Origin of the sequence: Tumebacillus sp. BK434, from assembly GCF_004340785.1 — a bacterium.
GTDB lineage: Bacteria > Bacillota > Bacilli > Tumebacillales > Tumebacillaceae > Tumebacillus_A.
The window spans coordinates 351,796-366,153 of sequence record NZ_SLXS01000004.1; the positions used below are offsets into that span (position 1 = coordinate 351,796).

The 14,358-nt window shown below is 53.1% G+C and carries 9 protein-coding genes; 6 read left to right on the plus strand and 3 right to left on the minus strand.

Features of this window, described 5'->3' with window-relative positions:
• Positions 1-7 precede the first annotated feature (7 nt).
• Positions 8-181 carry a hypothetical protein gene (locus EV586_RS21165; RefSeq protein ID WP_165898582.1) on the plus strand — a complete coding sequence of 58 codons (174 nt, stop codon included), beginning with the start codon at positions 8-10 and terminating at the stop codon, positions 179-181.
• Positions 182-300: 119 nt separating this feature from the next.
• Here EV586_RS21165 and EV586_RS12970 read toward each other — a convergent pair whose 3' ends face one another.
• Positions 301-1,242 (minus strand): beta-ketoacyl-ACP synthase III, encoded by a 942-nt coding sequence (locus EV586_RS12970; protein WP_132945539.1) that lies wholly within the window; start codon positions 1,240-1,242, stop codon positions 301-303.
• A 107-nt stretch (positions 1,243-1,349) separates the two neighbouring features.
• Between EV586_RS12970 and EV586_RS12975 the strand changes: the two genes are divergently transcribed.
• The 3 genes from EV586_RS12975 to EV586_RS21170 all read left to right on the plus strand — a co-directional run bounded on the left by EV586_RS12975 (position 1,350) and on the right by EV586_RS21170 (position 4,139).
• Positions 1,350-3,155, plus strand: a complete 1,806-nt coding sequence (locus EV586_RS12975; protein ID WP_132945540.1) for an ABC transporter ATP-binding protein — start codon at positions 1,350-1,352, stop codon at positions 3,153-3,155.
• Between the two features lie 48 nt (positions 3,156-3,203).
• Positions 3,204-3,887 (plus strand): sulfite oxidase-like oxidoreductase, encoded by a 684-nt coding sequence (locus EV586_RS12980; protein ID WP_132945541.1) that lies wholly within the window; start codon positions 3,204-3,206, stop codon positions 3,885-3,887.
• A gap of 96 nt (positions 3,888-3,983) precedes the next feature.
• Complete coding sequence (locus EV586_RS21170; protein WP_165898583.1) at positions 3,984-4,139, plus strand: hypothetical protein; 156 nt, start codon at positions 3,984-3,986, stop codon at positions 4,137-4,139.
• Between the two features lie 31 nt (positions 4,140-4,170).
• Here the strand turns inward: EV586_RS21170 and tatA are convergent, their stop codons facing one another.
• Positions 4,171-4,362 carry a twin-arginine translocase TatA/TatE family subunit gene (tatA, locus tag EV586_RS12985; protein ID WP_132945542.1) on the minus strand — a complete coding sequence of 64 codons (192 nt, stop codon included), beginning with the start codon at positions 4,360-4,362 and terminating at the stop codon, positions 4,171-4,173.
• A gap of 14 nt (positions 4,363-4,376) precedes the next feature.
• Positions 4,377-6,050 carry a PhoX family protein gene (locus tag EV586_RS12990; protein WP_132945543.1) on the minus strand — a complete coding sequence of 558 codons (1,674 nt, stop codon included), beginning with the start codon at positions 6,048-6,050 and terminating at the stop codon, positions 4,377-4,379.
• A 340-nt stretch (positions 6,051-6,390) separates the two neighbouring features.
• Here EV586_RS12990 and EV586_RS12995 point away from each other — a divergent pair, with 340 nt between their 5' ends.
• Both EV586_RS12995 and EV586_RS13000 read left to right on the plus strand, forming a co-directional pair.
• The gene (locus EV586_RS12995) at positions 6,391-13,032 is read left to right on the plus strand and encodes a DNRLRE domain-containing protein (protein ID WP_165898584.1); all 6,642 of its coding nucleotides are present in this window, start codon (positions 6,391-6,393) and stop codon (positions 13,030-13,032) included.
• A gap of 630 nt (positions 13,033-13,662) precedes the next feature.
• Positions 13,663-14,337 carry a class I SAM-dependent methyltransferase gene (locus EV586_RS13000; RefSeq protein ID WP_132945545.1) on the plus strand — a complete coding sequence of 225 codons (675 nt, stop codon included), beginning with the start codon at positions 13,663-13,665 and terminating at the stop codon, positions 14,335-14,337.
• Positions 14,338-14,358: the final 21 nt, after the last annotated feature.

The following is a 14,358-nucleotide window of genomic DNA, read 5'->3' on the forward strand; positions in this document are numbered from 1 at the left end:
GAAACGGATGACGACAGGTGTGCTGATCGGGGCGTTGTACAACCAGATCTACTGGCTGCTCGGCGTGCTGATCATCGGCAGTATCGGCATCGGGCTGATGCTGCCCTGCCTGGACGTTGCTGGCAATCAAGCCGAAAGCGAATTCGCCGCTCGGTCTGATGTCGGACGGTCGCAAAAATAAAATAATGCTACAGCGCAAGGTGCGCAGTTGAGAAACAGAAGGCCGAATCCACGACTTTTGCGGTAAAAGAGTCGTGGATTCGGCCATTATATTTATGTGCTTTTATCTTTTATATCGAACTAAAACTGGAGCAGCGCCGAGCCCCAGACCAGACCGCCGCCAAATGCGGTCAGCAGCAGGGTGTCGCCGCGCTTGATGCGGCCGTCCTGCCGGGCGAGGTCGAAGGCGATCGGGATGGTGGCGGAGGAGTTGTTGCCGAGGTATTTTATGGTGGAGATGACTTTTTCGTTGGGCACTTCGCAGTGCTCGGCGACCGCATCGATGATGCGCTGGTTGGCTTGGTGCGGGATCAGCCAGTCGATGTCGGCGATGGTCTTTCCGGTTGCTTCCAGCGTTTGTTTGGTCGTCTCGGTCATGGCGGTGACGGCCAGCTTGAAGATCTTGCGCCCGTCCATTTTGATCGACCCGCCGCGCTCTTGGTACAAGGAGAAGTAGTGCTCGCCGTTGGCATGTGTCGCGGTGTGCAGAATGCCGGGATGGGACGGGTCGGCCGTCTGTGAAACGACAAAGGCGCCCGCGCCGTCTGAAAAGAGGATGCAGGTCGTGCGGTCGGTATAGTCGGTGATGCGGGACAGGTTGTCGGCGCCAACGACGAGGATGTGCCGGCATTTGCCTGAGCGGATGAACGCATCGGCCGTCTCCAGCGCGGAGAGGAAGCCGACACAGGTCACGTGCAAGTCGACGGCGGAGATCGCCCGGCAGCCTAAGCGGTGCTGGAGCTGGCAGGCCACCGAAGGAAAGGGATGGTCGGGCGTTTCGGTGCCGACGAGGATCATGTCGAGGTCTTCGGCGGTCAGGCCGGCATCTGCCAGCGCCCGCTGTGCGGCGAGAAACGCGAGGTCCGAAGTATACTGGTCAGGCGCAGCGATGCTGCGCGCAGAGATGCCGGTGCGGGTGACGATCCAGTCGTCGCTCGTCTCGACCATCTGCTCGAGGTCGTGGTTGGTCAACCGTCCTTCGGGGATATAGGAGCCGACGCCTGCGATTCTGGTTTTATACATAGGAGATCACCTCATTGGCGAGATTTTGTACCCTCATTATATCACTTGTTATTAGCACCTAGTAATAAGTTTTTTGTTATAAGATGGTGGTATTGGAGGTACAGGTCATGGGACGTTTTTATACGAACTACGATTGGGGACAAAACGGCAAGAAGCCGGAGTTGAAAAAAGAGTCGCTGGTGCGGATCTACCGGTATTTTCTGCCCTATTGGAAACTGCTTGCCGGCGTGGTGTTCTGCATCTTGGCGGCGGCGGGGCTGGGGTTGCTGCAGCCTTTGCTGATCAAATGGATCGTCGACACGGCGATTCCGGACGGCAACCTGTCGATGCTGAACATCCTCGCCGTGGCGATGGTGCTGGCGGCGATGCTGCAAGGTCTGATCGGCGTGATGCAGACCTATCTGAACTCGCGGATCGGCCAAGGCGTGATGTTCGACATTCGCAATCAGATGTATCGCCATCTGCATCAGATGTCGATCCGCTTTTTCACCTCGACGAAGACGGGCGACATCATGTCGCGGGTGAACAACGACGTCAACGGGCTGCAGCAAGTGGTGACCGATACGATCGCGCAGTCGCTGAACAATGTGCTGATCTCGGTGACCACGTTGGTCACGATGTTTTGGCTCGACTGGCGCTTGGCGCTGGTCTCGATCTTGCTGTTGCCGCTGTTCATTCTGCCGACGCGGCGGGTAGGCAAGCTGAACTATAATGCGAAAAAAGAGACGCAGAAGCGGATGGGCGACATGTCGTCCCTGATGCAGGAGACGCTGTCCGTCTCCGGGGCGCTGCTGGTGAAAGCGTTTGTGCGGCAGGAGGACGAGCTGCGCAAGTTCGAAGGGATCAACAAAGAGCTGATGCGGCTGCAGATCAGGCAGAGCATGATCGGGCGTTGGTTCTTCATGTTTGTGTCGATCATCTCGACGGCGGGACCTGCGATCATCTATTGGTACGGCGGGCATCTGGTGATCGATCAGGACATCACGATCGGCACGGTGATCGCGTTTACGGCGTTTTTGAACCGCTTGTACGGACCGGTGGCGGCGCTGGCGAACATTCAAGTCAACATCTTGGGATCGGTGGCGCTGTTTGAGCGTCTGTTTGAGTATCTGGATCTGCCGATTGAGATCAAGGAGAAGCCGCATGCGCTGAAGCTGCAGGATGTGCAGGGGCGGGTGGCGTTTGAACATGTGACGTTCCGCTATCAGGCGGAGCGGGACGTGCTGCGCGACCTGTCGTTCGTCATCGAGCCGGGGCAGGTGGTAGCGCTGGTCGGGCCGAGCGGTTCGGGCAAGACGACCGTATCGAGCCTGATCCCGCGTCTGTACGACCCGACGGAGGGGCGCGTGCTGCTCGACGGGCATGATCTGCGCGATCTGGAGCTGAAGACGATCGGCGAGCAGATCGGCATGGTCACACAGGAGACGTTTTTGTTCCATGCCTCGATCCGCGACAACCTGCGCTACGGGCGGCCGGATGCCAGCGATGAGGAAGTGGTCGCGGCGGCGAAGGCGGCGTACATCCACAACCTGATCGTCTCGCTCCCTGAGGGCTATGACACGATCGTCGGCGAGCGCGGGCACAAGCTGTCCGGCGGGGAGAAGCAGCGGATGGCGATCGCCCGGGTCATTTTGAAGGCACCGAAGATTCTGATCCTCGACGAAGCGACGTCGGCGCTCGACTCGCATTCGGAGCATGAGATTCAGCAGGCGCTGGAAGAGCTGATGAGCCAAAAGTCCCGCACTTCGCTGGTCATCGCGCACCGCCTGTCGACGATTCTGGCAGCCGATCAGATTTTGGTGCTGGAAGACGGGCGGCTGGTGGAAGCGGGACGGCATGAGCAGCTGTTGGTGCAGGGCGGACTGTATGCGAGCTTGTACCGCCAGCAATTTGAGGGCGACAGCGAATTGTGATACGCTGAAAGGAAAGACGAGGCAAGTGTGGCAAGGAGTGAGACGAGGATGAATTCGAAAGACAGCAAGGACCGCGTGCCGCCGGGGCAGACGTTGACCGAGAAGTGGCCGGTGCTGCACGCCGGGACGGTGCCGCAGATCGATTTGGATACGTGGGAGTTTCGCATTTTTGGTCTTGTGGAAGAGGAGAAGGTGCTGAACTGGGACGAGTTGAACGCACTGCCGGCGTACCGCTCGAAGTCGGATATCCACTGTGTGACGACCTGGTCGCGCTTGGATAACACGTGGGACGGCGTGTCGTTTCGCGATGTGATGCACCTGGTCAAAGTGCAGCCGGAAGCGAAGTTTGTGGTGATCCATGCGGAGGAAGGCTGGACGACCAACCTCCCGCTGACCGACCTGCTGATGGACGATGTGCTGTTCGCTCATTCCCATGACGGGGAGCCGCTGACGCCGAATCATGGCTGGCCGCTGCGGCTGGTCGTGCCGCATCTGTACTTCTGGAAGAGCGCGAAATGGGTGCGCGGGATCGAATTCGTCGCTGAGGATGTACCGGGCTTCTGGGAGGAGCGCGGCTATCATCTCTATGCCGATCCGTGGCTGGAACAGCGGTACCGCGATGATCCGGAGTGGGAAGACGGCGAGAAAAATACGGATGAGTATTACGAGCAGGTCGCGCGCCGGATTCGTCTGCATGAGCAGAAGAAGGCGCAGGATGGGAAAACTCAATAAGCTCCAGTAAAAAAGGCTCTGTCGGAAGGTGACAGGGTCTTTTTTGTTTTGGGCACCCTAGAAAAGGCAATCAACACAGGAGGAGGGCAGGCAGCAGTGAAATTCAAACAAAAAGCCGGGCTCAGTCTGGTCATCGGGGTAGTGGCGATTGCTGTCCTGCTGATCGTCTTGAAAACATTCGGAACGGGCGTTGTCGACGTCGTCGGATTTGGTCTTTTGATCGGTCTGTCGTTTGGTGCTTTGTACAAATAAGACCCTGTCGGATGACAGGGTCTTATTGCGGTTACGCGAGCTTTTCTTTTTTCTCCTTGTCGTCGTCATCGCCGCCGCCGACGAGACCGCGGGTGGCCGTTTTGAACTCGGAGAGCGTTTTGCCGAACGCGCGGCCGAGCTCGGGGAGTTTGGACGGGCCGAAGACGATCAGGGCGAGGACGATGATCAAAATCAGGCCGGGGATGCCGATGTTGGTGAGCATATGGGATCAGCCTCCTACAGTTTGAATCCGGTGATCGCGACGACCGCCGGGCGTGGCTGGGAGTCGCCTTTGCGGTGCGGCCACATCGAGGTCGGCTTGTTGACCTCTTTGGTCTGCTCGCCCGGATGCTGTACCGACAGGAACAGGGTGGTCTCATCGGGCGTGAAGGACGGGCCGGTCAGTTCCGATTCGACCGGAGCGGAGGCGAACTGCATCGCTTCGCCTGCATTTTTGCCGACGGTCGGGATGACATAGAGACCGTTGTTGCCGAAGTGGGTGTGCACGCCTTTGTTCAGCGAGGAGCCGGAGATGTCGGTGACCGTCCAGAGGTTGCCGTTGCTGTCGAAAGTCAGGTTGTCCGGCGCCGAGAAGCCGGATTGACGGCCGCCCGCTGCGAAGATCTCGAAGTCGAATTCCAGCGCGCCGAGGTCGTTATCCTTCTCGAAGAAGCGCGTGATGTGACCGTGGATGTTGCCATGGTTGTCGTTGTTGGTGTGGGCGATGAAGATCGTGTTGTCGAACGGCGAGATCTCCACGTCCTCCGGGCGGTCGGTCGGAGTCCCGCCGAGGATCAGGGCTGCTTCGCTGGCGTAGACGAGCACGTCCGCTTGGGTTTGGAACTGCGCTTTGAGCTGGTCGGCCGTTTTGGAGATCAGCGACGGCACTTTGAAGCCTTGTGTGTTCAGCGCTTTTTGCACGGCGTCGAGGGTCAGCGCGACCCAGGCGCCTTTTTTGAAGTTGGCCGCGTAGAGGGTGCCGTCTTCGAGCAGCGCGGAGTTGGCTTTGTCTTTGGACGCGTCGAACTTGCCTTTGGAGATGTATTTGTAGACGCAGGCGTCTTTTTCATCATCGCCCATGTAGACGACAACGCGGCCGTCGGCAGCGAGGCCCATCGCGGAGTTCTCGTGGTGGAAGCGGCCGAGCGCGGTGTGCTTGCGGACCGCCCATTGCGGATTGAACGGGTCGACTTCGATCACCCAGCCGTAGTGAGTCGGGTTGAGCTTGGCCGCTTCGGCGGTGCTTTCGAAGTTCTCTTCACAGGAGAGCACGGTGTGCCAGAGCGTGACGCCGCCGGAGCAGTTGGCGAACGTGCCTTGCACGGTGGAGGCACCGCCGACCGCTTTCGCCCCCTTGGCCGGGCCGGTCAGCTGGAACGGGGTGAGACCGGTGATGCGGCGGGCATATTGGGAGTTCTTGTCCATTTTCCAAGCGCCGTCGCCATCGCGGTAGACTTCGATGATCGATCCGCCTTGGTTGTAGAGCAGCTTTTTGAGTTGGTCGGCACTGTAGCCGCCTTGGCCAGCCGGGCCTTCGACCCAGATCGGATTGGTGTATTCATGGTTGACCCAGAGCAGGCCTTTGTCAGAATTGCGGCCGTTGATCGGGAAGAACGCGGTGTAGTCGTTGTTGTAGCCGAACGTGTCGCCGGCCGCGTTGATCACATCGCCGTATGCGGCGACGACTGTATATTGGAAGCCTTTCGGGAGGAGCAGTTTATCTTCGGTGGAGTGTTGGATCGGATTGAAATAGCCGGATACTTTATTCGTCTTAAATCCAAACAGATGGTCGGCCGTCGCCGCCTGCGCTTTTTGCCCGGTCAATACGCCAAGGCCGGAAGACGCCGCAGCCAGCGCCACGGTGCCGGTGCCGAGATAGGATAAAAATTTACGACGGTTCATGTTTTCCATGTAAGTCCATCCCTCCAAAGTTTTGTCTCTTCTAGCGTAAGGGAAAAGCAGGCAGGCGTTTTGGAGGGCGGGTATACGTCTTGTAAAAAAGGGTTGGGAGATTGTGAAGATTGGCAAAATGAGTGGCTGGGAGGTGGGTTGGGGGGGATTGGGGTTGCCAGAACCAGTTGAAGCAAAAGCAGCGTATGTAAAATTTTTTTATACAAGAAGCTGTAGGGGGGAATGATATTAGAACACTTGGAAATCATTTTCCTGTTAGGCTATTATCTCCTGTATTCCCAAAATGCGTTCGTTTAATCTTCACAATTATTTCGATATGCTTGTGAAGGTTTTTCAAACAATGTTTGGGAAGGAGATTTTTGTGAATATAATTTACAAATTTCGATTGATTCGCTATGTCCTCATTCCTCTTCTTACTCTTGCACTTGTTCTGGCACCGATGGCGCCTTACTCGGTGTTGAGTCTGTTTACTGGTACCGACACTGCAGAAGCAGCCATACCGAAAGAACTGCCGAAGAAAAAGTTCCCCGACCGCCCGACTAAAGGGCAGAAGGTGGAAATCCCCGAATGGCGTTCTGCCAATTCTAAACATTTCCTCAAAGATGACGGCTACTTCGAAGTTGAAGTTAGCAAAAACAGCATGTTCTATCAAGACAAAGGCACGAAAAAGTGGCTGGACATCGACAACTCGCTTGTCCTGTCTAACAAAAAAGGCTTCGGATACAAAAACAAAGCCAACCGTTTTGATGCACAGTTCGCAGGCGGCGCCAACACGGGCTCGATCATGCAACTGAACTTGGAAAATGCCTCCATGGAGCTGCTTCCGCTCGGAATCGGCAATGGGGCGGGTGTAGTGAAAGATAACATGATCACCTACACCAACGCGTTTCAACAAACCGACCTTGTCTATACGGTTGAGTCGGACGTGGTCAAAGAAGAACTCGTTCTGAAAAAAGCAGACGCTCCCTCTGTTTATCTGTTTGAGCTGAAGCTGAACAACTTGAAATATGTTGCAAAAGAAGATGGCTCGATCGAAATCCAATATGCGGACACTTCGAAGTTTGCATTTGAGTTCCCTAAGCCGTTTATGTTTGAAAGCGGCGATTTGCCGCAAAGTGACAATGTAAAAGAACATTCTGACAGCGTGACGCAAACGATTCGCCAACAAGGCGACAAACTGCTGCTTGAACTGAAAGCGGATCAGGCGTGGCTGCAAGCGCCAGAGCGCGAGTTCCCAGTCGTGATCGACCCGACGGCCGACATGACGATGATGGACGAGACTCGCATCTCCGACACGTTCGCTTCCCGCAATAACCCGACTATCGCGTACAACACTGCATCGCACATGTATGTCGGTAACACGACCTCCTATGGCGAGACGCAATCCTACATCCTTTTCCCGCTGCCAGGCTTGCCGGACGGGTCGCGCGTGACGGATGCAAAGATGAAGCTGTATAACTACCTGACGAAGACCACGACAACCAACGTCGATGTTTACGAAGTGACCTCCGGCTGGTGGCCGGCCTCTGCGATCACGTGGAACACGCGCCCGTCCGTAGGGCAAAAGGTGACCACGAAAGGCATTGCTGCTGCGGGCTGGAGCGAATTTAACATCACGTCCGCTGTGAAAAAATGGTACGAAGGCAAATTAGACAACTGGGGGCTCCAACTGACGGCAGGGACGCAGGAAAACGTAGGCTTTACGGCTAACGACAACACCAGCGCTGCGTACCGTCCGGTCTTGACGATGGAGTACTGGGTCGACCCTGAAGGGACGAACCATTTCTGGGAGTATACAGAAGACGGAGTCAGTCCGTTCAAAGGAAATTTGTATTTGAGTGAGACGGATGTCTCGATTCCAGGGCGTGGTGTGGTTGTGTCGCTCAACAGAAGCTATAACAGTCGTCAAACGACAGAGAAGGGCATGTTCGGACCAAACTGGCTGTCCGATCTTGATATGCGTGTCTGGGAGTTGTTTGGCTCTGTTGCGTTCCTTGATAATACCGGGACTCGTCATGTGTTTAACCGCTCGCACAGTCCTGAGGACTCCTATGTACCACCCGCAGGTGTTTCACTTGCGTTAAATCGCGGCAATGAGTACTGGGAAATTTCTACCCCGGATAACATTGTGTATTACTTTGATCGTACCTACAAGATGTTGCGAAAGATCACCGACTCGAATCGGCAGACAACAACGTACACGTATAATTCGAATGATTCCAACTGGACTATGTTAACAATCAAAGATGCGTCCGGTCGATTGACAACTGTTCAACGAACTGGTGGTAAGGTTAGTACAGTGACCGAACCGAGCGGACGGAAAACAACTTACGGCTATGACAGCACCCAAGGTGGGGCATTAGCCTCTGTTACATTGTCCGATGCTGCGGGCACACAGACGATAACTACTCGCTATACGTATGACCAAGGCCAGGCAGATACGACCAACCGTCGACTAAAGTCGATCACAGATCCAAACGGCAACAGTACAGTGTTTACGTATGATATTTACGATCGACTTACAGAGGTATCAAAAAAGATTAACGGTGTTGATGTCGTAAAGACATATACCTATGACACCTCCGTTACTCCCCGAATTGTAACCGCCAAATTTAAAAAATGCGGCACGACCAATAATGATCCCAATTATTGCGCTGAGACCCGTTATCACGTGAATGACAACGGTAACTTGACGAAGAAGGAAGTTATTATTAGCGGTACAGAACGAGCTACGACCGTTTACACTTGGTCGACAAACAACTGGCTTGTTGAGATGAAGGCACCTAACCATTTGAAAGTTGATGAAGAAACGAAACACACGACTCGAATGACCTATACGGAAAGCGGACAACCGCAAAAGATAACAACGCCGGACGGCAAAGAGACGCTTTTTAATTATGATACGAGCAACAATTTAATCAATTACAAAGACCCGATGAACAGCGTCAACGGGATTTCGTACGATAGCAACAACAATCCCCTCGACTCTACTGACAGTGTAGGCAATACGGTGATGCGGGGTTATGACAGTTATGGAAACCTGACTTCAATCACTGCTCCGTTGAGTCTTGCGGAGAACTATGTCTCAAACAGTGGTTTTGAACATGATAGAGGTTCCGACACGGTTCCGTATGATTGGTCATTCCCTGTATTGCAGGCGGGCGAAGTGATTGAAGTGGACAGGTCCACTAAATTAGGTGGATACAAGTCCTTGCATTTGAAGGCAGTAGGTACGGATGGAGCATACAGTTTCATGAAATATCCAATCCCGGTCTCATCGAAGATGACGTACAGTATCAGTGGCGGTATCAAGGCGGGGGTGAACACAGCGGCTGAACTGCGGGTCACTTTTAAAAACGGTGCCACCGTATTGTCCAAACAAACGGGTCTCCTGTATACCAAGGCTGAAGGAACTGCTGGTGAATGGATGAAAAAATCCACCTTACTTGAAGCGCCGGAAGGGGCAACGACTGCTGAGCTTGAAGTGTTTGCAAAAGAAAATAGTGGCGGTGTTGGTGAGGCGTGGTTTGACAACTTGATCTTTGAGGGCGGAACGGGGCGTACGGACAACATTCTTAATGTCAACTCCGGCTTCGATCATGATTTTGACAAAACGAATCTGGCCGACGGGTGGTATCCGTATGTTACGAATCCGCCGGGCATCTCGATTTACTACGCGGATAAGATACAAGGGATCGCTTCTGAAAAGATCAACGGCGACCCGGCGGTTGAGAAATACGTGGAGCAAAATCTGATCATGCTGGGTAGCAAAGGCACCAAACTCAATTTGAGCGGCTGGTCAAAACAGGTTGGTGCGGCTGCTTCGACAGGCGCTTGGGAAATGCAGCTCGTGTTTTACAAACCTGATATTTACAGCGAACCGGCAAAGGTTTCGATTCCGTTTACAAAGACGGTCAGCGGATGGCAACAAAGATCCCAGGTGGTCGTAGCCCCTGTTGATTTTACTCATGTAGGTATCAAATTGATTTTCAGCAAGATGCCGAACGGCTCTTATGCTTTGTTTGACGAGGTGAAGTTGAGCAAACTGAATACTACTTCCTCGACGATCTCGCAGTATAACTATATCGGCAACACTTCCTTTGAGTATGATTATGATAACACGGGTCTACCGGATGGCTGGTATGTCAGCGTGCCGCCTGAAAAAGAGTCGTTACGCAGAGACTTTGAGAAACAGGTGCGAATGGTCGGAGTGTCGGAGGGCGACGTCTATACCGGGGAGAAAGCGTTGGAAGTAACGGCGAAAACGGGCGATGTCATGGAGTTGAAACTCAATGATGAGGAAGTTCCGACAAACGGTAACCCGTACACAGTAGTCGGCTATATCAAAACGGCGAATCTTACTTCAGAAGCCACTATTTTCATAAAAGGCTACGACAGCAACGGAAATGATCTTGGCGGGATCGTAGAGACGACTCCGATAACCGGAACCTCGAACTGGAAGCGCGTCAGTCTGGTCGTCTACCCGGAGTCCTTTACCGGCGGTATTCCGCAATCCCCCAAAGCGGCAATGATCAAGGTGGGCTTGCGGGTAAAATCGGGCTCTGGCAAAGCTTATTTTGACAATGTGCGTTTGCAGGAAGGGAAGTTCGCAACCGAATTCAATTACAATGGCAACTATCCTTGGAATATGGTCGACCCGCTCGATAACCGAACTGACTTTGAAGTCGATCAAAACAACGGGCAGGTTAAGTCGGTATTGAATCCGATGAATCATCGTTTCTCGTACAACTATGATGTTACGGGACGCATCAAAACGTACACTTTCCCGTACCAAGGGCAACTTGGAAATGCCAAAGTGAACAAAACGTTTAGCTACGAATATGACGCAAACGGAAACTTGAAGTCGATCACTGACCCGAACGGTGAAAAACCGATCGAGTTCACTTTCAGTGAGTTGAATACTATCAAATCGTACACTGAAAAAGTATCCCAGAGTGGGACTACCAACCGCAATACGTGGGTGTATCAGTCGGATGAAGTGGGCCGTATGTCATTGATCCAAACTCCTGACGGAAGATTTAACGATTTAGATTTTGACATGGCTGGGCGAGTCAAGAGTTTGACGGTTGGCGATTACCATTCTATCAATCCTCTCACGTATCAATTTACGTACGACTTTAATGGCAACTTGACAAGCTATGGCGATGACACAGGGAAAACCACTTTGTCATATGACAACATGAATCGGGTGACCAAAGTTGCCGAACCGACGGCATCCTCTTATGTTGCGAACAGCTTCGATGATGCAGGACGCCGTTCCAAGGCTGTTGTACACCATAAGGACGGAAGTGAATGGACCACCGAGTATCTCTATGACAGCACCGGCAAACCGAAAGGTTTGAAGGATGGCGGTCATGAATCATGGTTCCTGTTTGACGAATCCGGAAAGAAAAGAAAGGTGTATCACAGTAACAGTACAGTTTCTTATTATGAACGAGATTTTGCAGGACGTCTCACTGAAATCGTCATGGAACAGTATGGTGCACCGCTTTATAAAGTCAATTATCAGTATGACAAATTAGGTCAGGTGACCAATGTCAAACAAGATGAAAACGGTGCTATTAAGTCGGTTGATTATGTCTATGATTCGGAAGGGCAACTGCTGCAAGAGACCCATTCCGATCAACAGACGATTGGGTATGCCTATGATGTGTTAGGCAACCGTACCAAGATGACCGTCAACGGGGCGGAGACTAATTACGTTTACAATGCTGAGAAGAATCGTCTGGTGCAGGCTGGGGACAAGCTGTACCAATATGACAAGGACGGTAACGTGATCAATGACGGCACGTTTGAGTATCGGTGGAACGCGCTAAATAAAATTTCTTTGGCAAAAGAGTTGAAAACGGACAATACCACTCTCTTCTATTACGATGCGTTTGGCCGTCTTACTGAAATCTCGTATCAAGATGGTTCGAGAGATGAGTTCCACTATGATGGAGACTTGGTGGCTTATTATAAGAAATTTGACAGCAGCGGTACACCGGTCGATACGTTCCGATTCACGTATGATCAGGATGACCGTCCAGTGTTTATCACGTTTAAAGGCAACCAATACTGGTACCACTATGACAAAAATGGCAATGTGATGTTCCTCACGGATGCTTCCGGTAAAAAAGTGGCCGAGTATAAGTACACCGATGCATGGGGGAACCATGAGGTGTCACTGGACAACAGTGTGAACATCGGAAAGTTAAACCCGTACCGCTATGCAGGTTACTGGTATAATAGTACGATCAAGAAATATGATCTGAAAGCTCGCATGTATGATCCGGTAATTGGGCGATTCCTTTCAAAGGATCCAGTGACAGTACGCGTGGGAGATCAGCATGGATTAAACAGTTTTGCTTATGCGGAAAACAATCCGGTTGCTTTTGTTGACCCGAGCGGTCTCATCAGTTGCCCGGCAGACGAAATTGCGGCATGCAGCAATGTTTCTTCCAGTGAAAAACGGTATGTCGCTCCCAGCACCAATACTTCATCTAATTCTACTTCATGGGGAGCTGTAGCAACCAATTTGGGGAGCAAAGTAACCCCAGCGGTTGGTGCAGGGTGGGCGGCTGCGAAAGATGAATCGTTGAAAAAGACGAAGACTTGGGCATATAAGAGTATGGACTTTGCAATGAGCAAAAGGCAGTATATCCCCAAAAATGTCGTGAAAAAAGCGGTAGGCGCCGTTTCCGGCACAGGGATTGGTTTAGGGATTGGACTAGACTATCTGTTTGCTGCAGATAAGGCTAATTTCAATTTTCTTGACAGTGTGATCAACAATGTGGCGGTAGCTGGGATCTCAATGGTCGTGGCGGCTACGGTATTCACGTTCCTAACTCCAGTTGCCGCAGCGGTTGCTGCCGGAGTCGTCGTTGCTGTCGCCTATACGGCCGTCACCACATACAATCCGAACTTGACTTTCTCTAATGGTGCACGAAAGGTAATGGGGACGTTCGGTGTTACGTGGTAAGGGGAAGGCAGAAGGGAGGAAAGTAACGAATGCTGGTTGCGTCTATTATCATTGGTACCTGCGTCCTTTGTGGAGGATATGTCCTCTATCAGGCGATCAAGGGTGAGTCACGTTATTACTTGTTAAGCTCTTCGTCCATTCTGATGTTCTTCGGATTGGCGGCAACGTTAGTGCTGATGTATCTTGAGTTCCCGAGAGAAGTGATAAAGACTGTATTAGTTGGATCGTTTATCCTGTTTGGAATACTTTTTACAAGTGGGTACATCGTTCTTTATCTAAAATCTTCACCCTCTCAACGAGTTGATGTGCGAGCGAGACTTTGGTACGCACTGAAAATACTGCTCACGTTTACAGGTTTGATTCTCGCGATTATCTTGTTGGGTCAACTGTTTAATCTACGATAAAAAAACCGCCTGTCCCTTCTCAGGGCAGGCGGTTTTGCTTTTATCACACTGCTCTTACAGCAGGCTGTAGGTGATCGAATAGAGGAGCGAGACTAGCATTGCGATCGCGAGGACGAGGGAGATGGTGCGGACGAGCTTTTGGTTCATCGGGAATCTACTCCTTTCAAAGACTGTCGTTGCTAGTATAACATGAGAGAGAATACGGGGAAAAGAACGGAGGAAGATCATGGCAGACGCAACGGGCAGTGTGGAATTTTGGAACGGGCATGCGGAGGAATGGGAAGCCGGGACGGAACGGGATTGGGAGCAAGGGCCGCGGCGGGCGGTGCTGGAGTTTTTCTGCCGGATGGTGCCAGAGACAGGGCGTGTGCTGGACGTGGGCTGCGCGACGGGGGTCAGCACGCGGCGGCTCTTGGAACGGGGCTATGCGGCAGTCGGCGTGGAGCAGTCGCCCGCGATGGCGGAACTGGCGCGTGGGCGCGGGGTGGAGTGCTGTGTGAGCGAATGCGACCCGCTGCCGTTCGCCGATGATTCGTTTGACGCGGTGTTCGCCTGCACGTCGCTGGAGTGGTCGGCCAATCCGGCCGGCATCGTCCGCGAGATGGCGCGCGTGGTCAAGCCGGGCGGCATTATCGTTGCCGTGACGCTGGGCCCGTACACGCGGCCGCGGCAGTCGGCATTCCGGCGGCTGTATGGCGAGGCGGTGCCGCATAACATGCTGATGCCGTGGGAGCTGTCGCGCCTGCTGGAGGAAGCGGGGCTGGCGATCCAGACGCAGGAAGGCTGGTACCCGCCGCAAGTGCCTCCTCTGGCGGTGGAACTGCTCGCGGCGAACTGGGTGCTGCAGGCGTCGGTAGCGATGCTGTATGGATTTGCCGCGCACAAGCCGGTAACTGAATAAAAACGGGAAAAAGCGGCCTGC

Coding starts and splice junctions, on each gene's coding strand:
- EV586_RS21165 (WP_165898582.1), top strand. CDS start 8: ATGACGACAGGTGTGCTGATCGGGGCGTTGTACAACCAGATCTACTGG.
- EV586_RS12970 (WP_132945539.1), bottom strand. CDS start 1,242: ATGTATAAAACCAGAATCGCAGGCGTCGGCTCCTATATCCCCGAAGGA.
- EV586_RS12975 (WP_132945540.1), top strand. CDS start 1,350: ATGGGACGTTTTTATACGAACTACGATTGGGGACAAAACGGCAAGAAG.
- EV586_RS12980 (WP_132945541.1), top strand. CDS start 3,204: ATGAATTCGAAAGACAGCAAGGACCGCGTGCCGCCGGGGCAGACGTTG.
- tatA (WP_132945542.1), bottom strand. CDS start 4,362: ATGCTCACCAACATCGGCATCCCCGGCCTGATTTTGATCATCGTCCTC.
- EV586_RS12990 (WP_132945543.1), bottom strand. CDS start 6,050: ATGGAAAACATGAACCGTCGTAAATTTTTATCCTATCTCGGCACCGGC.
- EV586_RS12995 (WP_165898584.1), top strand. CDS start 6,391: ATGTTTGGGAAGGAGATTTTTGTGAATATAATTTACAAATTTCGATTG.
- EV586_RS13000 (WP_132945545.1), top strand. CDS start 13,663: ATGGCAGACGCAACGGGCAGTGTGGAATTTTGGAACGGGCATGCGGAG.